The sequence below is a fragment of the Hymenobacter sp. UYP22 genome, from assembly GCF_040547285.1.
Taxonomy (GTDB): domain Bacteria; phylum Bacteroidota; class Bacteroidia; order Cytophagales; family Hymenobacteraceae; genus Hymenobacter.
This window is the reverse complement of record NZ_JBEPPK010000008.1, coordinates 1-19938: the sequence shown is the minus strand read 5'-3', so window position 1 is coordinate 19938 and position 19938 is coordinate 1. Positions and strand designations below refer to the sequence as shown.

14 protein-coding genes, 1 tRNA gene and 1 CRISPR repeat array (1 of these 16 only partly in view) are annotated in these 19938 nt (G+C 57.4%); of the genes, 13 read left to right on the top strand and 2 right to left on the bottom strand.

Annotation, left to right across the window (positions count from 1 at the left end; genetic code table 11):
- Nucleotides 1–4694: a CRISPR direct-repeat array (repeat unit 29 nt; unit sequence CCTTCAATCGGACTGTGTGGAATTGAAAT); it reaches 3079 nt to the left of the window's first position.
- A 311-nt stretch (nucleotides 4695–5005) separates the two neighbouring features.
- Nucleotides 5006–5082, bottom strand: a tRNA-Ile gene (locus ABIB60_RS13885).
- Between the two features lie 124 nt (nucleotides 5083–5206).
- On the opposite strand from ABIB60_RS13885, the gene ABIB60_RS13880 reads away from it, so the two are divergent.
- The 3 genes from ABIB60_RS13880 to ABIB60_RS13870 are packed head-to-tail and all read left to right on the top strand — an operon-like array spanning nucleotide 5207 to nucleotide 7785.
- Complete coding sequence (locus ABIB60_RS13880) at nucleotides 5207–5872, top strand: HAD family hydrolase (RefSeq protein ID WP_354580675.1); 666 nt, start codon at nucleotides 5207–5209, stop codon at nucleotides 5870–5872.
- Complete coding sequence (locus ABIB60_RS13875) at nucleotides 5865–7088, top strand: site-2 protease family protein (protein ID WP_354580673.1); 1224 nt, start codon at nucleotides 5865–5867, stop codon at nucleotides 7086–7088. The genes ABIB60_RS13880 and ABIB60_RS13875 overlap by 8 nt, the downstream gene beginning before the upstream one ends.
- A 46-nt stretch (nucleotides 7089–7134) precedes the next feature.
- Nucleotides 7135–7785, top strand: a complete 651-nt coding sequence (locus ABIB60_RS13870) for a hypothetical protein (protein WP_354580672.1) — start codon at nucleotides 7135–7137, stop codon at nucleotides 7783–7785.
- Between the two features lie 257 nt (nucleotides 7786–8042).
- Here ABIB60_RS13870 and ABIB60_RS13865 read toward each other — a convergent pair whose 3' ends face one another.
- Entirely contained in the window at nucleotides 8043–9227 is a 1185-nt protein-coding gene (locus ABIB60_RS13865; RefSeq protein ID WP_354580671.1) for a phosphoglycerate kinase, read from the bottom strand.
- 301 nt (nucleotides 9228–9528) lie between these two features.
- Here ABIB60_RS13865 and ABIB60_RS13860 point away from each other — a divergent pair, with 301 nt between their 5' ends.
- From ABIB60_RS13860 to ABIB60_RS13815, 10 genes are all read left to right on the top strand, one after another.
- The gene (locus ABIB60_RS13860) at nucleotides 9529–12288 is read left to right on the top strand and encodes a D-alanine--D-alanine ligase family protein (RefSeq protein ID WP_354580670.1); all 2760 of its coding nucleotides are present in this window, start codon (nucleotides 9529–9531) and stop codon (nucleotides 12286–12288) included.
- A gap of 183 nt (nucleotides 12289–12471) precedes the next feature.
- Nucleotides 12472–13257 (top strand): PASTA domain-containing protein, encoded by a 786-nt coding sequence (locus ABIB60_RS13855; RefSeq protein WP_354580669.1) that lies wholly within the window; start codon nucleotides 12472–12474, stop codon nucleotides 13255–13257.
- A 120-nt stretch (nucleotides 13258–13377) separates the two neighbouring features.
- Nucleotides 13378–15252 carry a T9SS type A sorting domain-containing protein gene (locus ABIB60_RS13850; RefSeq protein ID WP_354580668.1) on the top strand — a complete coding sequence of 625 codons (1875 nt, stop codon included), beginning with the start codon at nucleotides 13378–13380 and terminating at the stop codon, nucleotides 15250–15252.
- Nucleotides 15253–15338: 86 nt separating this feature from the next.
- Entirely contained in the window at nucleotides 15339–15638 is a 300-nt protein-coding gene (locus ABIB60_RS13845; RefSeq protein ID WP_315999723.1) for a rhodanese-like domain-containing protein, read from the top strand.
- Between the two features lie 324 nt (nucleotides 15639–15962).
- A complete protein-coding gene (locus ABIB60_RS13840; protein ID WP_354580667.1) occupies nucleotides 15963–16418 on the top strand; it encodes a MarR family winged helix-turn-helix transcriptional regulator in 456 nt (151 codons plus the stop codon).
- 43 nt (nucleotides 16419–16461) lie between these two features.
- On the top strand, nucleotides 16462–16899 hold the full coding sequence (locus tag ABIB60_RS13835) for an organic hydroperoxide resistance protein (protein WP_354580666.1): 438 nt from the start codon (nucleotides 16462–16464) through the stop codon (nucleotides 16897–16899).
- Nucleotides 16900–17072: 173 nt separating this feature from the next.
- The gene (locus ABIB60_RS13830; RefSeq protein WP_354580665.1) at nucleotides 17073–18068 is read left to right on the top strand and encodes an NADP-dependent oxidoreductase; all 996 of its coding nucleotides are present in this window, start codon (nucleotides 17073–17075) and stop codon (nucleotides 18066–18068) included.
- Nucleotides 18069–18084: 16 nt separating this feature from the next.
- Entirely contained in the window at nucleotides 18085–18393 is a 309-nt protein-coding gene (locus ABIB60_RS13825) for a putative quinol monooxygenase (RefSeq protein WP_354580664.1), read from the top strand.
- A gap of 203 nt (nucleotides 18394–18596) precedes the next feature.
- Nucleotides 18597–19277 carry a type 1 glutamine amidotransferase domain-containing protein gene (locus ABIB60_RS13820; RefSeq protein WP_354580663.1) on the top strand — a complete coding sequence of 227 codons (681 nt, stop codon included), beginning with the start codon at nucleotides 18597–18599 and terminating at the stop codon, nucleotides 19275–19277.
- Between the two features lie 305 nt (nucleotides 19278–19582).
- Nucleotides 19583–19816: a hypothetical protein gene (locus ABIB60_RS13815; RefSeq protein ID WP_354580662.1), complete on the top strand. Its 234-nt coding sequence runs from the start codon at nucleotides 19583–19585 to the stop codon at nucleotides 19814–19816.
- The last annotated feature ends 122 nt before the right edge of the window (nucleotides 19817–19938 follow it).

The following is a 19938-nucleotide window of genomic DNA, read 5'->3' as shown; positions in this document are numbered from 1 at the left end:
GGAATTGAAATGCAAACAGGATGGATTTCAGGGTGTCAGACATAGTACCTTCAATCGGACTGTGTGGAATTGAAATGTTACAACCAACTGGCAGCCCCTGGCTGGTATTGACCCTTCAATCGGACTGTGTGGAATTGAAATACTCCTGCCAGCCTTGGCCTGTACCCTAATAAGGTTCCTTCAATCGGACTGTGTGGAATTGAAATATGCGCACGGCCGTTGCCCCGGTGAAGTTGGTCCCGGCCTTCAATCGGACTGTGTGGAATTGAAATAAACCGCCCTGGGTGGTTCCTCGCAAGTTGAGCCAACCTTCAATCGGACTGTGTGGAATTGAAATGAGTGGCAACCAACGTGGCGAACCACGAGAAGCGGTCCTTCAATCGGACTGTGTGGAATTGAAATGACTTGCTGCTATCGGAAGTCACGGTGCGTACGGGTCCTTCAATCGGACTGTGTGGAATTGAAATGGCACTGGGGCGGGCCTCGGCGGGAAACAGCTTCCACCTTCAATCGGACTGTGTGGAATTGAAATCACTTACAACATTTAGCAAAATATGGGAATCGTTTCCCTTCAATCGGACTGTGTGGAATTGAAATTTGATTTTTTCTCTGGCCTCCTTTACCAGTTGTTCTCCTTCAATCGGACTGTGTGGAATTGAAATCAGCTAGGTCGGCCCAGATTTGCGCCAGGTCCGTTCCTTCAATCGGACTGTGTGGAATTGAAATGGGTAACCCCGCCTTTGGTCGGGTTGGGGTCGTACCCCTTCAATCGGACTGTGTGGAATTGAAATTACAGATAGAAGTCGCCAGCCGCCAGCAAAGGCTTACCTTCAATCGGACTGTGTGGAATTGAAATTGGTGTTGTTCCATGCTTTGCCCTCGGCTTCGAACCTTCAACGGACTGTGTGGAATTGAAATAAGTGGCCAGAACTGCGCTGTTGCAGCTCCCAGGCCAGCCTTCAATCGGACTGTGTGGAATTGAAATTGTAGTTCTGATACGCCCCGCCGCTCACCGAGTACTCCTTCAATCGGACTGTGTGGAATTGAAATTACGTGTCGGCGTCGGGGTCCTGGCAGGTGCCGGGACCTTCAATCGGACTGTGTGGAATTGAAATGCAGGAGCAGACAGTAGCCAGCATTCAGGCCACCACCCTTCAATCGGACTGTGTGGAATTGAAATTGGTAAACGGCGGTATGATGGCCATTCAGCTCGGCGCCTTCAATCGGACTGTGTGGAATTGAAATTCGTGCCCCCGCTGGCTATCCCAGCGAACCGGCAGGCCTTCAATCGGACTGTGTGGAATTGAAATAACTGGTAGCCGCCAATGATACCGTGGTTGAGGCTGAACCTTCAATCGGACTGTGTGGAATTGAAATAAGCTTATTCGTCTACGGCCGATACGGGCGTGTACCCTTCAATCGGACTGTGTGGAATTGAAATGTCAGGTGCTTAAACAGCTCTACTGCTGGTATATCCCTTCAATCGGACTGTGTGGAATTGAAATTGGTGGACTTTCACAAACCCAGCGTTCATGCGTTCAACCTTCAATCGGACTGTGTGGAATTGAAATACTGCGGCTTGCCAACGGGCGGGCGTAGTTCCGTAACCTTCAATCGGACTGTGTGGAATTGAAATATGCCTGCGCCGCCCGCCTGGCTCAATTCATCGGGGGCCTTCAATCGGACTGTGTGGAATTGAAATGGGCTACGCGGATGTTGGCCCAGGCAATGCCGCCTACCTTCAATCGGACTGTGTGGAATTGAAATGCTGCTTGCATCAGTAGATTGAACACCACCACGGCGCCTTCAATCGGACTGTGTGGAATTGAAATGCACTACCGGCACGGCGGCTACCGGGGCAACCGGCCCCTTCAATCGGACTGTGTGGAATTGAAATACGCCAAACTTCCTTTGCTGGAACGCTATGGAAAACCCTTCAATCGGACTGTGTGGAATTGAAATACGGTATTGCCACACTCCATACCCTACACCCCCTACCCTTCAATCGGACTGTGTGGAATTGAAATACGGTCTTCACGTTGCGCTCCGAAAACAGGAGCCCGCCCTTCAATCGGACTGTGTGGAATTGAAATAATGGAGCCGGCATCCTGTCCGTAACGGCTTCCTCCCCTTCAATCGGACTGTGTGGAATTGAAATGTGAGAACGATGCGGTACTGATCAACCTGTTCGTAAACCTTCAATCGGACTGTGTGGAATTGAAATTGGAATGCGTCCACGGTGCGCGGCGTCATCCGTCAGGCCTTCAATCGGACTGTGTGGAATTGAAATTAGTGGGCTCCACTGTCCTGCAACCCATCCGGCTGGCCTTCAATCGGACTGTGTGGAATTGAAATTTCCAATTCGGCTTCAATGGCGCGTAGTTCCTGCCGCCTTCAATCGGACTGTGTGGAATTGAAATGTTAAGAAGATGATCAGAATACAGAGCAGGGCAAACACCTTCAATCGGACTGTGTGGAATTGAAATGATGGACTCGTCCAACTCAAGCGGGCACCGCTGGAGGCCTTCAATCGGACTGTGTGGAATTGAAATAAAATGTAGCTATTGATGCCCCCGTTGGCTTTGCTCCTTCAATCGGACTGTGTGGAATTGAAATTGGTCGGTGACTGTGGGCAGGTTGTATTTACTACTCCCCTTCAATCGGACTGTGTGGAATTGAAATTACTGGTCGAACACCTGCGGCTCTCGCATTACATTCCCTTCAATCGGACTGTGTGGAATTGAAATCGGTATCGGTGGGGACGATGGCCCCTCAATTTTTACCTTCAATCGGACTGTGTGGAATTGAAATGGCCAAATCCACGTAGGCTAGTCCTGAATAACACTGCCTTCAATCGGACTGTGTGGAATTGAAATCGGTGAACTCCTTTAGTATCCCAGCCACGGCGGCTCCTTCAATCGGACTGTGTGGAATTGAAATTAGGAGGGCAGGCAAAACCATGAGACACTACCTACCCTTCAATCGGACTGTGTGGAATTGAAATACCTACGCAATGAGCTACTCGGAACAGCCGGCCCCCTCCTTCAATCGGACTGTGTGGAATTGAAATAATTTCCGGGTATTGCTGGCCCCTACACCCGTTCTACCTTCAATCGGACTGTGTGGAATTGAAATGGGCTTTGTTATTTTCGGATTCGGTACCATCCGGGGCCTTCAATCGGACTGTGTGGAATTGAAATTGGTGAGGGCGCTTTCCAGGGCAGTCATAGCAGGAGCCTTCAATCGGACTGTGTGGAATTGAAATGCGAGATTCAGCTGGTAGGCTGGAAAAACGGACTGAACCTTCAATCGGACTGTGTGGAATTGAAATACCAAATGGTTTGTGGGGGCCGTGCAAAGATGTCCGCCTTCAATCGGACTGTGTGGAATTGAAATGCGGCTACCACGTGCACCAGCAGCGCGGGCCAGGCCCCTTCAATCGGACTGTGTGGAATTGAAATAGTTGCCTAATTCCACCAACAGCCATTCGTACACGTCCTTCAATCGGACTGTGTGGAATTGAAATAGCAGGCCACCATTTACCAGTCGCTGGCGTGGTTCTCCTTCAATCGGACTGTGTGGAATTGAAATTCAGCAATACCGTGGCCTTCACCGGCCCGGTCGTCCCTTCAATCGGACTGTGTGGAATTGAAATTAGTGGTGTCGGACTGGTAGTTGAACTCAAATACCGCCTTCAATCGGACTGTGTGGAATTGAAATTGGTGGTGCGCTACACCTACGGCGGCACCCGGGGGGCCTTCAATCGGACTGTGTGGAATTGAAATAGTTGCCTAATTCCACCAACAGCCATTCGTACACGTCCTTCAATCGGACTGTGTGGAATTGAAATAGCAGGCCACCATTTACCAGTCGCTGGCGTGGTTCTGCCTTCAATCGGACTGTGTGGAATTGAAATTGAGTAATACCGTGGCCTTCACCGGCCCGGTCGTCCCTTCAATCGGACTGTGTGGAATTGAAATTGTATCTGCTGCTGACCTGGTGCAAATCTCCGACCCCTTCAATCGGACTGTGTGGAATTGAAATGGGGGTAGCTGCTGAATGGACAGCCGGCCAGCGGGCCCTTCAATCGGACTGTGTGGAATTGAAATTGCTGACGCTGCCACCCGCGCCTGCACCAGCGGCGGCCTTCAATCGGACTGTGTGGAATTGAAATCATGAAGATGTCGGCAATGCCGAAGCGGCGGCACACCTTCAATCGGACTGTGTGGAATTGAAATAGGAGGAAGAGCTTGATGCCGGACTCGAAGAGCTTGGCCTTCAATCGGACTGTGTGGAATTGAAATTGAAGTAAAGAACCCCCGCGCCTGCCTGGCAAGCCTCCTTCAATCGGACTGTGTGGAATTGAAATTAGGGTGGCTGCGGGTTCTGCTTCAGCGCCTCAATGCCTTCAATCGGACTGTGTGGAATTGAAATGGGCTCCCACGGCTACCCGAGCCTACCGGGTAAGCACCTTCAATCGGACTGTGTGGAATTGAAATAAATTCCGTCCGATTCCTCCCTCTACAAGTCGGCTGCCTTCAATCGGACTGTGTGGAATTGAAATTTGTTCAAGTTTGACGCGGTTCCCGGCACCACCAGCCCTTCAATTGGACTGGGTGGAATTGAAATTTACCATCGTGGAAGTAAGCCCGGCGTGTGGTGGCAGCTTCAATCCGACTGTGTGAAATTGAAATGTTGTAGTCTGCGTGGTGGCAGAAGCTCATCTTTATTCTAGTGCTGGCTATAGTGGCTGGCATCATTACAAGCGGGCGCACAGGTCGCCTAGTTTGTGGCTGCCCGTGCTGGCTATAGTGGCTGGCATCATTACCCGCTGCACAACTAGCAGCTGTTAGTATCTTTTCACTAATGAAAGAACTGTGTATTGCGCGTCTGGCAGCAAAGTACCCTGGCTGCCGAACGTCCGAGACACGTTTATTTCCAGAATGTTAGCAAAAGTGTTGGCAACAAATAAAAACCCCGCTTTACGCTACTGTAAAGCGGGGTTTGGTGGGCCCAGCTGGAATCGAACCAGCGACCTACTGATTATGAGTCAGTTGCTCTAACCGATTGAGCTATAGGCCCTTGGCTTCACCAACTACACAGCAGTTGGTTTCAGCTGTGCAAACTTCGACTTTTGTGGGCGAATTTGCAATTACACCAAGCAGGAAAAGCATTGCATTCCTGCCTGGGCTTAGCCACCGCACTTATGTCGCATCGTCTGCCCAACCTCCTCTTCGACTTTGGGGGTGTTATCATCAACATTGATTACAGCCTAACCGTGGAAGCCATGCGCCGGCACGGCTGCGCTATTCCGTTCGCCCAGGCCGCCCAGGCGGAGCTGTTCGACCAGGTGGAAACCGGCCAGCTCAGCCCGGAGCAGTTTCGGGTGGGGCTGCGGCAGCACTATGGCCTCACGGCCACTGATGCGGAACTGGATGCGGCCTGGAACGCCATGCTGCTGGATGTGCCGGCTGAGCGCCTAGCCCTCATTGCCGATTTACGGGCGCAGGGCTACCAGACTGCCTTGTTATCGAACACCAACCAGATTCATATTGAGGAAATAAACCGACGGCTGCAGGAGCAGTATGGCTTGGAGCACGGCATTGCTGACTGCCTGGACCGGGTGTTTTACTCCCAACAAGTGGGACTGCGTAAACCGGGCGAGGAAATTTTCCGCCACGCGTTGCGGGAGATGAACTGGAAGGCCGAAGAAACGTTGTTTATCGAAGACAGCCCCCAACACATTGCCACGGCCCAGCGCCTGGGGCTGCACACGCTTTTTCTGACTCCGCCGCTTACGCTGCAAGACGCTTTGCCCGCTGCCCTCCGTGCCTTCCCCAACCGAGAATCCACCGCTCCTTCCGTTGCCTGAAGCTGCGGGCCCCGATTTAACCCCGGCTGCCGCCGCCCGGGATGCCCAAGCGGCCTTCCGACGCTATGAGCGGCTGCCCTGGCCCCGTCCTCTGCGCTACGCCCTGCACTTGGCGTTGTTTCTCCTCACCACCCTGACGACGACGCTGGCTGGGGTACAGTTGATGGCAAATCAGTTTCTGGTTTCCGCTTGGTTACCGTTTCAGGTGCTGCTACTGCCGGGGGCGCAGGCCTGGGCGACGTTGCAAACCGGCCTGTGGTACTCCGTGCCATTTCTGGGGGTACTTACGGTGCATGAGTTCGGGCACTACTTCACGGCCCGCTACTACCGCATTCGGGCTACACTACCCTTTTTCATTCCGCTACCCATCGGCATTGGCACCTTTGGGGCCGTTATCCGCATCAAGGACCGAATCTTCTCCAGGCAGGAATTTTTTGATGTGGGCCTGGCCGGGCCGCTGGCTGGGTTTATAGTGGCCGTGGGCGTGTTGACGTACGGCCTCACGCACTTGCCGCCGTTGGAGTACTTGTATGGGTTTCATCCTGAGTACCGCCCCTTTGGCTCTAACTACGCCCAGCACGTGTACCGGGCTTTGCCGGAAGGAAGTAGTTTGGTGCTGGCTCAGCCGCTGCTATTCAAAGGCATGGCAGCTTGGCTGGCCGACCCGGCCCGGATGCCGCACCCGAATGAGTTGGTGCATTACCCGGTGCTGGTAGCGGGCGTACTGGCGCTGTTTTTTACGGCCCTGAACCTGCTGCCGATTGGGCAGTTGGATGGCGGCCACATCGTGTATGGGCTGCTGGGGCCACGCCGGGCGGCGCGGGTATCGGTGGTGTTATTTATAGCCTTCATTTTCTACGCGGGGCTGGGCCTGTTCACGCTGCAATCGGAGCTTGATATGTGGCTGTACGGGGCTATTCCTTATGGCTTGTACTTATGGGTGGTGTTTCGGCGAGCGGTATCCACGGCCCGGCGGGCGCTGCTGCTGGCGGCCGCCGTGTGGTTGGGGCAGATAGTGCTGGCCTCGGCGGTGCCGGGGCTCCTGGGTATGCCGGGCTGGCTGCTGTTTGGGCTGCTGCTGGCCCGGGTTACCGGTATTTTTCATCCGGTAGCCCCCCGGGAGCAGCCACTATCCAAGGGGCGCCGCCTGCTGGGCTGGCTGATGCTGCTTATTTTTGTACTCTGCTTCACGCCCTCCCCTATTTTACTTTCCTGATGATTTCCGCTGGTTTGTGGAGCTACTCCGCCACTGGCATTTGTGCATGACGGTTCCTCAATTCTCCCAACATCATTTTTTGCGGGGTTCTACGCGGCTGGTTCTCGGCCCCAACGGCCTCTATGTTAGCCAGGGGCCGCGCCGCGGAGCCGCCCGGCTGGAAACTGAAATTCCTTACGAAGAACTGCTGCCGGTAACCCTGGAGCACCAAAAGCCCGATCCTGTGCGCATTCCGCCGGCGGGCCTGTGGGTGGCCGTGTGGCTGCTGCTGCAGGGGCTTAGCCGGTTCCTGAATAGCAAATCGACCTTCCCAACTGAACTGTGGGTGGCTTGTTGCGGCTTCTTGCTGGGTTTAGCCTTGGTTATGCTGGTGCGCCGTTACCGAGGCCGCCGCGTGGTGCTCACCACCAACCGTATCCACCTCGCTTTCCACGACTCCTCCCGTCACCGCGCCGCCCTCGACACGTTTGTGGATGCCATGCAGTTGCGCGCTCACGCCTACCTGCGCGAGGAATACGCCACCGTGAACCCGCTCGAGCACATTGAGCTGCAGCTACACCGCCTGCACTGGCTCCGCCAGCTCAAGGTACTCTCGGAGCAGGAGTATCGCACCCTGAGCACTCGCCTTACCGGCCGCCTTTCCCAGGACTCCATCAAGCTTATGGGTCAGGATTTGGAAACGCCTTATCTGAACTAGAGTTTAGAACTTAGAGTCAAAAAAGAGAGGGGAGACTATCGTGCTGGCAACGCGCCACTGAACGATAATCTCCCCTCTCTTTTCTTGGAAGCGGTTGCACAAGTATTGTAGAGACGCGACACTTCGCGTCTTCTCGTCGGGCAAATGCAACGATGCCGTTCAACACGGAGACGCGAAGTGTCGCGTCTCTACAGCATGTGTACACCGTTCACGAAACTACTTCTTGGCTCTAAGCTCTTGGTTTTATCTTCTCAGCTCTAACCCAACGCTGCTACGCCGGGCAGCTCCTTGCCTTCCATGTACTCCAGCAAAGCGCCGCCCCCGGTGCTGATGTAGCTTACCTGCTCCGAGAAGCCGAGCTGGTTTACCGCCGCGGCCGAGTCGCCGCCGCCGATGAGGCTGAAGGCACCCTGCTGGGTGGCATCGGCAATGGCCTGGGCTACGGCTTCGGTGCCCTTGGCGAAGTTGCTCATTTCGAATACGCCCATCGGGCCGTTCCAGAGGATGGTTTTGGAGTTGCGCACCACCTCGCTGAACGCCTTGATGGACTCGGGCCCAAGGTCGAGGCCCATCCAGCCTTCCGGAATCTGGTTATTGGGGGCTACTTTGGTTTCGGCGTCGTTGGCGAATTTATCAGCAATGAGGCTGTCGGTGGGCAGCACCAGATTTACGCCCTTGGCTTTGGCTTTCTCGATGAGCTCCAGCGCTAGGTCCATCTTATCGGCTTCCAGCAGGGAATTGCCGATTTGGCCGCCCTGGGCTTTGGCGAAGGTGTAGGCCATACCGCCGCCGATGAGCAGGTTATCTACTTTATCGAGTAGCTTCTCAATGATGAGGATTTTGTCGGAAATCTTGGCTCCGCCCATGATGGCGGTGAAGGGGCGCTCGGCCTGCTCCAGCACCTTTTTAGCGTTGTCCAGCTCGCCCTGCAGCAGGTAGCCGCCCACGCGGTCCTCGGGGGCGAAGGAATTGGCAATAACGGCGGTGGAGGCATGTTTGCGGTGGGCCGCGCCGAAAGCATCGTTCACGTACACGTCGCCGAGCTTGGCCAGCTTGGCGGCAAATTCGGCGTTGCCTTTTTCTTCCTCGGCGTAGAAGCGCACGTTTTCGACCAGCAGAATCTGGCCGGGCTGCAGGGCCTGGGCTTTTGCTTCGGCTTGCAGGGCGTCGTCGGCGAACTGTACTTCCTGGCCGTACTCCTGGCTCAGGCGGGCCACTAGGTGCTTGAGCGAGTACTTATCCTCGGGGCCACCTTTGGGCCGGCCCAAGTGGGACAGCAGCACCACGGAGCCGCCATCCTGCAGAATTTTCTTGATAGTGGGCGTGGCGGCCCGAATGCGGGTATCGTCGGTAATGGCGAAGCTTTTGTCGAGCGGCACGTTGAAATCGACGCGCACCACGGCGCGCTTGCCGGCGAAGTTGTACTGATCAAGAGTTTTCATGGAACAGGAAATGGGTTTGGCTGGGGCGAAGATAGGAAATGGGGAACGAGGTAACAGGTGACCAGCAGAACGTCATTCCGAGCGGAGCCGGAGGCGCAGTCGAGGACTCTCGCGTGCTGACGTTGTTACCACTGTACCACCAGCACGCGAGATGCTTCGGCTTCGCCTCTGCATAACAATACGCTCACACATCAGCACGCGAGATTCCTCGGCTGCGCTCGGAATGACGTTCTACCTGTTACTTCATGCCTTCAACTCCCTCCATCACTCCATTCCCTCATTACCTATCTTTGCTGTTGATATGAAAATTGGCATCTTCTTCGGTGGCCCGTCGCGCGAGCGGGAAATCAGCTTCGCGGGCGGCCGCACCGTGTACGACAATCTGGATAAGTCCCTGTTTGAGGCCGTGCCCGTGTTTGTGGACAGCCGGGGCAACTTTATTCTGCTGAACTGGGAATACATCTACAAGGGCACCATCCGGGACTTCTACCCGCCCGTGTCGGCGCTGCCGCGCACGGAACTGCCGGTGCAGATGTACTTTGAAAGCCTGGGCGACCTGAGCCTGGAGGACCAGGACCGCATCATTTCGGAAGTGGGCCGCCGCGTAGAGCCTCAGGAGTTGGCCGGTCTGATTGATTTCGCCTTCCTGGCCCTGCACGGCCCGGCCGGCGAGGACGGGGCCATTCAGGGCTTGCTGGAGTGGTACGGCATTCCATATTCGGGCTCCGGCATTCTGCCCTCGGCATTCGGTATTGATAAAATTGCCCAGAAGAAGCTGCTCAAAGCCCTGGACCGCCCCACGCCCGACTTCCGCCTGATTACAGCCGAAGAATGGGACGCCGCTGACCCGCAAGCTACTCTCGACTACCTGGTGCGCGAACTGGGTTTGCCGCTGGTGTTCAAGGCCCCGCGCCAGGGCAGCAGCATCGGCATCAGCATCCTGCGCGAAGCCGACGTAGCCAAGTTTGCCACCGCCGTGGAGCGCAGCCTGTTTCGCAAAACCGTAACCCAAACGGAGTGGCAGGCGCTGTCGGACACGCAGAAAACCGTGTGGCTGCAGCAGCTAGTGGACATCCGGGACGGAATTGGCCTGCCGGTTGTTTTAGCTGATAGCTCAGAGCTGTTAGCTGTTGGCTCTTCGTTAAACGGGGCTAATAGCCAACAGCCAACAGCTAACAGCCAGAATATTATTTACCAGCCCGAGCAGCTCCTGAACACGCTGAACGAGCGGCTGCAAACCGCCGAGGCCGTGCGCCTGACCAGCGTGGAGGGCGAAACGCAGGTGTTGGTAGAGAGCTTCGTGCAGGGCCGGGAGTTTTCCTGCATTGTGGTGGAGGATGCCGACGGTCAGCCCCTGGCGCTACCGCCCACGGAGATTGTGAAGGGCGAGGAAATGTTCGACTACCGCTCGAAATACCTGCCCGGCCTGTCTCGCAAAGTCACGCCCATTGATTTGCCGGAAGCGGATATTCAGCGCATCCGGGAGGCCTGCGAGGAAATGTTCCGCACGTTCGGCTTCCAGGTGTACGCCCGCCTGGATGGGTTTATTGGCCCCGATTGCAAGCTCTTCCTCAACGACCCGAACACGACGTCGGGGATGCTGCCGGCTTCGTTCTTCTTCCACCAGGCCGCCGAAATTGGTCTGAACCCGAGCCAGTTTCTCACCTTCCTGATCCGCACGTCGCTGGCGGCGCGGCGGCGCGGCGGGTTACGGCCGGTGAAGCTGGCGGGTTTGCTCGCGCAGCTGGATGCCGCCGTGGCGGCCCGGGCTTCGGAGGAGCGCACCCGCACCAAGGTGGCCGTAATTATGGGCGGTTACTCCTCGGAGCGGCATATTTCGGTGGAAAGCGGCCGGAACATCTTTGAGAAGCTCAGCTCCTCGGTGAAGTACGAGCCGGTACCGGTGTTCCTGACCGGCAACAGCCAGGAGTTCCGCCTCTACGTGCTGCCCATCAACGTGATGCTCAAGGACAACGCCGACGACATCCGAGAGAAGGTGGAGCACATGGAAGCCGGCCACGGCCTGCACCCCATTCTGGAGCGCATCCGCCGCGAGGCCCAGGGCATCACCAGCACCTACGCCGGTCAGCCCACGGCCCAGCCCCGGCGCGTGTCGTTTGAGGAGCTGGCAGGCATGGTGGATGAGGTGTTCATTGCCCTGCACGGTCGCCCCGGCGAGGATGGCGCCCTGCAGCGGGAGTTGGAAAAATACGGGCTGCCCTACAACGGCTCGGGCGTGGAAAGCTCCAGCATCACCATCAACAAGTTCGAAACCAATAAGCGCCTGCGCCAGGCCGGTTTGCGTGTGGCTGAGCACCGTATGGCCAACCGCCTGGAGTGGGACGCCGACGCGGAAAGCTTCTACCGCAGCCTCGAAACCCAGTTTCCCTACCCCTTCATTGCCAAGCCCGCCGACGACGGCTGCTCCTCGGCCGTGAAGAAAATCAAGAATCGGGCGGAGCTGGAGGCCTTTACCCGCCTGATTTTCCGCAATCAGGAAGACCTCATGCCCGCCGATGCCACTACGCTCAGCCTGGGCTTCAAGGAAGAATTCCCGCAGAAGGAAGCCTTCCTGGTAGAAACCCTGATTGACCGGGACGGAGCCGCCCACTTCCTGGAAGTAACCGGCGGCCTGCTCACCCATTGGGACGACAACGGCCAGCTGGAAATCGAGGTATTCGAGGCTTCCGAAGCTCTGGCCACCGGGGAAGTGCTGAGTCTGGAGGAGAAGTTCCTGGCCGGCGAAGGGCAGAACATCACCCCGGCCCGCTACGCCGCCGAGCCCACGGAGCGGCAGCGCGTATCGGAGGAGGTGAAGAAGGAGCTGCGCCGGGTGGCCGAAATCCTGAATATCCAGGGCTACGCCCGCATCGACGCGTTTGTGCGGGTGCGCCAAAACGGGGCCGTGGAGGTCATCATCATCGAGGTGAACTCCCTGCCCGGCATGACGCCCGCCACCTGCATCTTCCACCAAACGGCCCTGGCCGGCTACACGCCCTACGACTTCATCGACCGGATTCTGGAGTTTGGCAAGCAGCGCACGGAGAAGGCCCAAGCGTAACTAAATTCGTCATTCCGAGTGAAGCGAGGAATCTGGGTTATGGCATTGAACGCCCCACTCGGATGCCTCGCTCTGCTCGCAATGACAGTTCTCATTAAAACTACTTCGGCAGGCCTCCGCCCTCCCATTCTAATTTCTAGCTTTGTCGGCTACTTGTAGCTTTTACCTCCTAGCTTCTCCCTAATGTCCTTTTTTCGCTCCGATACGCCGGCCGACCTGCTCAAGCACGTGCTCATCATTGTGGTGGCTACGGCAGCCTTGGTGTTCGGTTTTTTTTATGTGTACCTGCCCATCACCACCAACCACGGCGAAACTATTGTGGTACCGAAAGTTACGGGCATGAATCAGGCGGCGCTGGAAGACTACCTGGATGAGCGGGACCTGGCCTATTTCGTGGATGACAGCACCTACAACGCCCGGATTCCGGCGGGTACGGTACTTACCCAGGAGCCTAAAGCCGGGGAGCGGGTGAAGGAAGGCCGCAAGATTTACGTGTCGGTTTCCATGAAAAACCCGCCCGTTATCAAAATGCCCAAGCTGACCGACGGCTCGGTGAAAAACGCCCAGATGATTCTGAAAAGCTACGACCTGGTGGTGGGCCAGCTGAAATTTGTGCCCAACATTCAGAAGGATGCGGTGCTGAAACAGCTGGTAAACGGCAAGGAAATAGCCCCCGGCGCCTCCATTACTAAAGGCACCCGTGTAGACCTGGAAGTGGGCGACGGCCTGGGCAACCAGGAATTCCCGGTGCCCAACCTGGTAAACATGCCCGCCGACGAGGCCACTACCCTGCTGGTGGGCCAGGGCCTGCAGGTGGGCGAAATCTTCTACCAGGAGCCTGAGGATGGGCAGACGGAAGGCACCGTGGTAAAGCAGCGCCCCGCCTCGGCCCCGGGCACTACCATTCGGATGGGTCAGCTAGTGGATTTGTGGGTGGCAGGCCGGGAACCGGTAAAAGCCGTCAACTAATTTCCGGGCAAAATAGAAGCAGCAAAAGGTTCGTTGACGTACAACGAACCTTTTGTGGTTTTCGGGCGTGGAGTATAACCGCTCAGCCTGCCTCCCTCAGCATTTTTTCACGTTCTGTATATGACCTTTTCCTTACGCTCTTTCTTTAGTTCGGCCGCGTTGCTCAGCTTGGCTGTGGTGGAAGCCCAGGCCCAGGTAGTGCAGCCGCTAGGGGCCGAGCCGCCCCATGCTATTATCCATCGGCCCAACGCTGCTCAACGGCCAACGGCCCTGACACTGCCATTTTTTGATGATTTTTCCCGGCAGAAAGAGGGTGCTCCCGATGGCTTGCGTTGGGAAACAACTGGCGGGGCTCTGGTAAACAACCGGTTTCCGCGCCGGCCCATCAGCCGGGGTGTGGCTACGCTGGATGGGTTGGATGCGCTGGGTAACCCCCGGGGTGGAATTTCTCAATTTGGCGACGCCGACGCACTGACATCTCTGCCTATTGACCTAAGCGGCCAGACGGTGACTAACAACCTGTTTCTGAGCTTTTTTTGGCAGGCGGGTACCGTGGGAGGGCCACCCTCTACCAACAACACGCGGCCCATTGCCCTATACGTCGACTTCAAGGACGCCGCCGACCAGTGGCAGCAGGTGTGGCAGTTGCGCAGCCCCGGCGACACCACCAACTTCCGCTTCAAAGCGCTGCCCATCAACCAGGCCGATTTCCTGCACGCCAACTTCCAGTTCCGCATCCGGGTAAGCGGCTACCTGTACAACGCCCGCGACGCTTGGAGCGTGGACTACGTGCGCCTGGACCGCAACCGCACCGCTACCGACTCAGCCTACCGTGATATTGCGCTCAGCAAGCCCCTGCCCAGCGCGCTGAAGCGGTTTGCGGCCATGCCCATCACGCAGTTCAACCAAAACCCAACTCAGGAACTTGCTGACCGCACGGCTACCAGCATTAACAATCTGGACGCCGGGCCTGCTCCCACACCTATTTCCTGGGAAGGCTACCTGGATGTGCTCGGCGGCGGCGGTAGCAGTTTAATAGCGGAGGGTAACCGCTCCCTGGATGCGGGTTTGCGCCAGCAGCCTATTGTGGGCAACCCACGCCGGGCCACGGTACCAACTACTCCGGCTGCTAAGCAGCTCCGGCAGCGCGTGTACCTCATCAGCAACGAAACCAGCCCGCTCACGCTGTCCAATGACACTATCAGCCGCATAACCGATTTGGCCGATTACTATGCCTACGATGATGGTACGGCCGAAGCTACCATAAGCCTGCCGCCCGCCTCCACCGGGCCCGCTAGCTACCACGCCCTCCGCTTCGACCTCAACCGCCCCGACCAGATTCGAGCCATCCAGCTGGCACCCTTGCTGCTGACGGCTGGTGGCCGGACGATTACCATCAACATCTGGGACGACAACGGCAACGGGCAGCCGGCGGCTACTCCCAAGGCCAGTAAGAGCTATACCATTCCAACCACGCTGCCCGCCGGCCAAACCTTCATTACAATTCCGTTTGATAGCCCGGTGCCCGTCACTACCCGTTTCTATGCGGGGTACGGGCAGGCCTCTACCCCCCAGTTTGTTCAGTTTCAGGTGGACCTGAACAACGCACCACCCGCTAACACCTTCTTCCGCAATGAGTTTGGAGCTTGGAGTCCGGCGTCTACTGCTACCACAGGTGGCTATATTCCTGCCGGCTCCCTGCTGCTGCGGCCGGTTACTACTGGCGTCATCACTGCTGCCGTAGCGCCCGCCGAGGTAGCCGCGCAGTATCAGCTTTATCCCAACCCGACCACCAACGGGCAAGTGCAGGTGCAGGGCCGTTACGCCCGCGCGGCCGTACTGGATGCTCTGGGCCGCGTGGTATGGGAGCAAACGCCCGCTCAAGCGGGCGAGGCTACGCTACACCTGCCCTTGTCCGCCGGGCTGTATTTTGTACGCCTGACCCTGGCCAATGGGCAAACAGTGACCAAGCGGCTAGCCCTGGCTCAACCTTAGCCACGGCAGTTTGTTGGTTTCTTGCTAACCTTGCACCCTGGGCCGTAGTCGGCCATTTTGCTACCCCTCAACCTGAACTTGCCCATATGAACGACATCACCTCCGCCGAGTTGAAAGAGCGCCAGGCCAATGGCTCTGCCCCCATCATCATCGACGTGCGCGAAACCTGGGAAAACGAGGAAAGCCGCATTGATGGCAGCCGCAACATTCCGCTGGGCGAGCTGCCTGGTAAGCTGGACGAGTTGGAAGACCTCAAGCACCAGGAAGTAGTAGTGCATTGTAAGGGCGGAGGCCGCTCCGCTTCCGCTAAGGCCTTCCTGACCCAGCATGGTTTCGACCACGTCCGGAACCTGATTGGCGGCATGCAGGGCTACCAACAGGCGTAGCCTACCCACCTACACCAACGAAGAAGCCGTGCCGCTACCAGCAGCACGGCTTTTTTATTTCGAAGCTGTTTAGGAAATCTAAGAATCAACAAAACGTCCTGCAGAGCCGGAGGCGAAGCATCTCGCGTGCTGATGTTGCCAAACTGTCCAGACGTCAGCACGCGAGATACTTCACCTCCGGCTCTGCGTGACGTTTCACTAATTTCTAAACACCTCCTCTAACCACTTGATCAGTAGCACGTAACCACATACTCTTCGTAAAACAATAAAATTAAATTGCACACAATTGAATTTTATTAAACCAAATAACATTCCTTTGTCCATATGAAAGCGTCATCTGCTTCTGCATCGTCTGTGAATCCGCTCCAGCAGCTGGAGAATCAGCTGTGCTTTCCTCTGTACGCGGCTTCGCGCATGCTTACCAAAGCCTATCAGCCCTTATTACAGGAATTTGACCTCACGTACCCCCAGTACCTGGTGCTGCTGCTGCTGTGGGAGCACCAGGAGCGCACGGTAAAGGAGTTGGGGGAACATCTGCTGCTGGATTCCGGCACACTCACGCCCTTGCTCAAGCGCATGGAGCAGCGCCAGCTCATCAGTCGCCGCCGTGACCCGCGCGACGAGCGGTCCGTTATTATTGGGTTGCTGCCGGCCGGGGAAGCTTTACGGCAGCCTACCTGCCGTATTCCCGAGCAGCTGTTTGAGAAAATGGGTTTCCCCTTGATGGAGTTTGAAGCCCTGCGCGACCAGCTCAATAACTTGCTTACCCGGCTGAGGTAATTCAGCCTTTCTGTTTCAGTTTCATTCTTTCTTCTCCCTTCACATGAAAATCGAGAAAGTATTTACGGCTCAGGCCAAAGCCAAAGGTGGCCGCGACGGTGCTATCAGCTCCAACAACGACGTACTGAACCTCACGCTGAGCACCCCCAAAGAGATGGGTGGCCCCGGCAAAGCCGGCGCTACCAACCCCGAGCAACTGTTTGCCGCTGGCTACGCCGCCTGCTTTGAAGGAGCGCTGGGCGTAGCTGCCCGCCAGGCTGGCGTGAAGCTGCAGGATGTAACCGTAGAAGCTCTCATCGGCTTCGGTAAGGCGGAAGATGGCGGCTACGGCATCTCGGCTGACCTGCACGTAAACATTCCCGGTGTAGAGCAGGGCCAGGCTGAGCAGCTGGTGGAGGCTGCCCACGGCATCTGCCCCTACTCGCGCGCTACCAAAGGCAACATTGAGGTGAACCTCACTACTACCACCAACAACGCCTAGCTGGTAACACCTTTCGTTGGGGGCTGCATACGGGTTGCCGCGGTACGCTGCGCAACCCGTATGCAGCCCCCAATCCTTTTTACGGCTGAGTTGTTACACATCATTCGGCCGCGGCGTGCACTCTGCCCGTGGCCGGAATCCGCTCATTTTTCCTTTTCCTTTCCCCCCCTTCCATGCAAACCAACACCATTCTGCTGGCCAGTCGGCCCCAGGGCGAGCCTACGGCGGCCCAGTTTCAGTTTGAAACCCGTGAGCTGCCTGCGCCCACAGCCGGCGAAGTACTGCTCAAAACCCGCTACGTGAGCGTGGACCCCTACATGCGGGGCCGCATGAGCGCCGCCAAATCGTACGTAGCCCCGTTTGAAGTGGGCCAGCCCATTGCCGGCGGCGTAGTGGCGGAGGTGGTGGAAAGCCAGGCCGAGAACCTGCCGGTGGGCAGCATTGTGGTGGGCAACCTGCCCTGGCAGGAGTACAGCGTAGCCCCGGCCGCCAGCCTCAACCACGTGCCCGCCGACCAGGCCCCCATCAGCTATTTCCTGGGGTTACTGGGCATGCCCGGCCTCACGGCTTACTTTGGGCTGCTTGATATCTGCCAGCCCAAGCCGGGCGAAACGGTGGTGGTATCGGGTGCGGCCGGTGCGGTGGGCATGGTAGTGGGCCAGCTCGCCAAAATTGTGGGCGCCCGCGTGATTGGTACGGCCGGCTCCGATGAGAAAGTGGCTTACCTCAAGCAACTGGGCTTCGATGAGGCTATCAACTACAAAACCGCCGACATTCCGGCGGCCCTGGCCGCCGCCGCACCCAACGGCGTGGACTGCTACTTCGACAACGTGGGCGGGGCCATTACCGATGCCGTGTACGACCTGCTCAACAAGCACGCCCGCATTGCCCTCTGCGGCCAGATTTCCACGTACAACAACACCGAAGCGCCCGTGGGCCCGCGTCCCGAGAGCAAGCTACTCAAAACCAGCACCAAGCTGCAGGGCTTCATTGTGAGCGACTACTTGCCCCAGTGGCCCGAGGGCGTGAGGCAGCTAACGGAATGGTACGGCCAGGGCAAGCTGCAGTTCGAGGAAACCATTACCGAAGGTTTCGAGCAGATTCCAGCTGCCTTCCTGGGCCTGTTCAAGGGTGATAACACCGGCAAGGCCATTGTGAAAGTCGCCTAACCCAACCAGTTGCCGTATGTCAACCACCGCTGAAATCATCTGCGTAGCCGCCGAGTGGCGCACCCGCCCCGAGCACGCCGACACCGTGCGCCACCTTATGCAGGAAGCCGCCGCCGCCGTACGCGCCCACGAGCCGGGCAACCTACTCTACGTGGCCCATCAGGACCCCAAGGACCCGACGCACTTCCTGTTTTATGAACAGTATGCCAACCAGGCCGCGCTGGATGCCCACGTGGCCTCGGCGCACTACAAAGACCTAGTAGCAGGCCAGATTGTACCGCTGCTCACCGAGCGAAACGTCAAGCTTTACAAGCTGCTGGCTTAGCCGGCAGCGTACAGGCCGTCATGCAGAGCGCAGCGAAGCATCTCGCGTGCTGACGTTGCAATGCCATTCAGACATCAGCACGCGAGATGCTTCGCTGCGCTCTGCATGACGGGTGCTTTGGCCTGTATGGCGCAAACGTTTTCCCATCCGCAAACCCTGCTGGATAGTTTTCCTTTCTTTTTCCCCTCTAAACTTTCTTTCCGATGAAAATTCTGATGGTGCTCACCTCGCACGACCAACTGGGCAATACCGGCCACAAAACCGGTTTCTGGCTGGAAGAATTTGCCGCGCCGTATTACGTGTTCAAGGATGCCGGCGCCGAGCTGACCCTGGCCTCGCCCAACGGCGGTCAGCCTCCCCTCGACCCCAAGAGCGACGACCCCAGTGCCCAGACTGACGCTACCAAACGCTTCAAAGCCGACCCCGCCGCCCAGCAGGCCCTGGCCAACACCGTGAAGCTTGACTCCGTATCGGCCGCTGACTACGATGCGGTGTTCTACCCCGGCGGCCACGGCCCGCTGTGGGATTTGGCCGAGGACAAGAAGTCGATTGAGTTGATTGAAACCCTGTACGCCGCCGGCAAGCCCGTGGCGGCCGTGTGCCACGCCCCCGGCGTGCTGCGCCACGTGAAGACTTCCAACGGTGAGCCGCTGGTGAAGGGCAAGTCGGTAACCGGCTTCACCAACACCGAGGAAGAAGCCGTGCAGCTGACCGACGTGGTGCCTTTCCTGGTGGAAGATATGCTAAAAGAAAACGGCGGCGACTACTCCAAAGGCGCCGACTGGGCCCCCTACATCACCCAGACCGGCAACCTGATTACGGGGCAGAACCCGGCTTCCTCGGAGCCGGCTGCCGAGGCCCTGCTAAAAATGCTGAAGAAGTAGTTTTCAGCTCCCTGAACTGAAAGGCTCCGGTAGCTCCCTAACAGGAGTTGCCGGAGCTTTTCTATGCCCGGTTTGGGAGAAAAATCGGCGGTGGAAAGCGGCTGTAGTAGTTGTTCCGGTCCGGCGGGCGCAGCACGTCGGGCCGGTTGAAGCCCGCTGACCTCCGAACGATGACGACACAACGGCCGCACGCAACAACCGGCCCGACGGCGTGCCGCCGCCGAACTAGCATCCGGTTTGAAAAACACGCTGAATCCCGGCAATTTTTTATATTTCTGCACTCACCCCGTTCTACCTCCCGCGTTATGAGTAAGATTCTGGAAGAAATTGACCAGGCCCTGGCCACCTTCGACTCCAGCCACGGCCGCCCCGTTGCCATTGAGTTAGGTAAGCGAAAATACACGCAGTTGATCCTGGACGTGGCCCACCTGCACGCCGACGGCGGCTCTCTGACGCATAACACCGGCCGCCCCCTCGCCTATCGGGGCCTCGAAATCCTGCGTGACGACGCCAACCGGGACCGAGTGCGGGTGATTTGAGAGAAGAAGTATAGAAGTTAGGAGCTAGGAGTTTGACCGTCATTCCGAGCGGAGTGGGGGGGGGGGGGGGGGGGGGGGGGGGGGGGTTGTTTGAAGGAAAACAAAAAGCAGCCAAACAAAAC

Excerpts from the sequence above, each read along its gene's own strand:
- ABIB60_RS13880 (WP_354580675.1), top strand. The coding sequence starts at position 5,207 with ATGTCGCATCGTCTGCCCAACCTCCTCTTCGACTTTGGGGGTGTTATC.
- ABIB60_RS13870 (WP_354580672.1), top strand. The coding sequence starts at position 7,135 with ATGACGGTTCCTCAATTCTCCCAACATCATTTTTTGCGGGGTTCTACG.
- ABIB60_RS13865 (WP_354580671.1), bottom strand. The coding sequence starts at position 9,227 with ATGAAAACTCTTGATCAGTACAACTTCGCCGGCAAGCGCGCCGTGGTG.
- ABIB60_RS13860 (WP_354580670.1), top strand. The coding sequence starts at position 9,529 with ATGAAAATTGGCATCTTCTTCGGTGGCCCGTCGCGCGAGCGGGAAATC.
- ABIB60_RS13855 (WP_354580669.1), top strand. The coding sequence starts at position 12,472 with ATGTCCTTTTTTCGCTCCGATACGCCGGCCGACCTGCTCAAGCACGTG.
- ABIB60_RS13850 (WP_354580668.1), top strand. The coding sequence starts at position 13,378 with ATGACCTTTTCCTTACGCTCTTTCTTTAGTTCGGCCGCGTTGCTCAGC.
- ABIB60_RS13845 (WP_315999723.1), top strand. The coding sequence starts at position 15,339 with ATGAACGACATCACCTCCGCCGAGTTGAAAGAGCGCCAGGCCAATGGC.
- ABIB60_RS13840 (WP_354580667.1), top strand. The coding sequence starts at position 15,963 with ATGAAAGCGTCATCTGCTTCTGCATCGTCTGTGAATCCGCTCCAGCAG.
- ABIB60_RS13835 (WP_354580666.1), top strand. The coding sequence starts at position 16,462 with ATGAAAATCGAGAAAGTATTTACGGCTCAGGCCAAAGCCAAAGGTGGC.
- ABIB60_RS13830 (WP_354580665.1), top strand. The coding sequence starts at position 17,073 with ATGCAAACCAACACCATTCTGCTGGCCAGTCGGCCCCAGGGCGAGCCT.
- ABIB60_RS13825 (WP_354580664.1), top strand. The coding sequence starts at position 18,085 with ATGTCAACCACCGCTGAAATCATCTGCGTAGCCGCCGAGTGGCGCACC.
- ABIB60_RS13820 (WP_354580663.1), top strand. The coding sequence starts at position 18,597 with ATGAAAATTCTGATGGTGCTCACCTCGCACGACCAACTGGGCAATACC.
- ABIB60_RS13815 (WP_354580662.1), top strand. The coding sequence starts at position 19,583 with ATGAGTAAGATTCTGGAAGAAATTGACCAGGCCCTGGCCACCTTCGAC.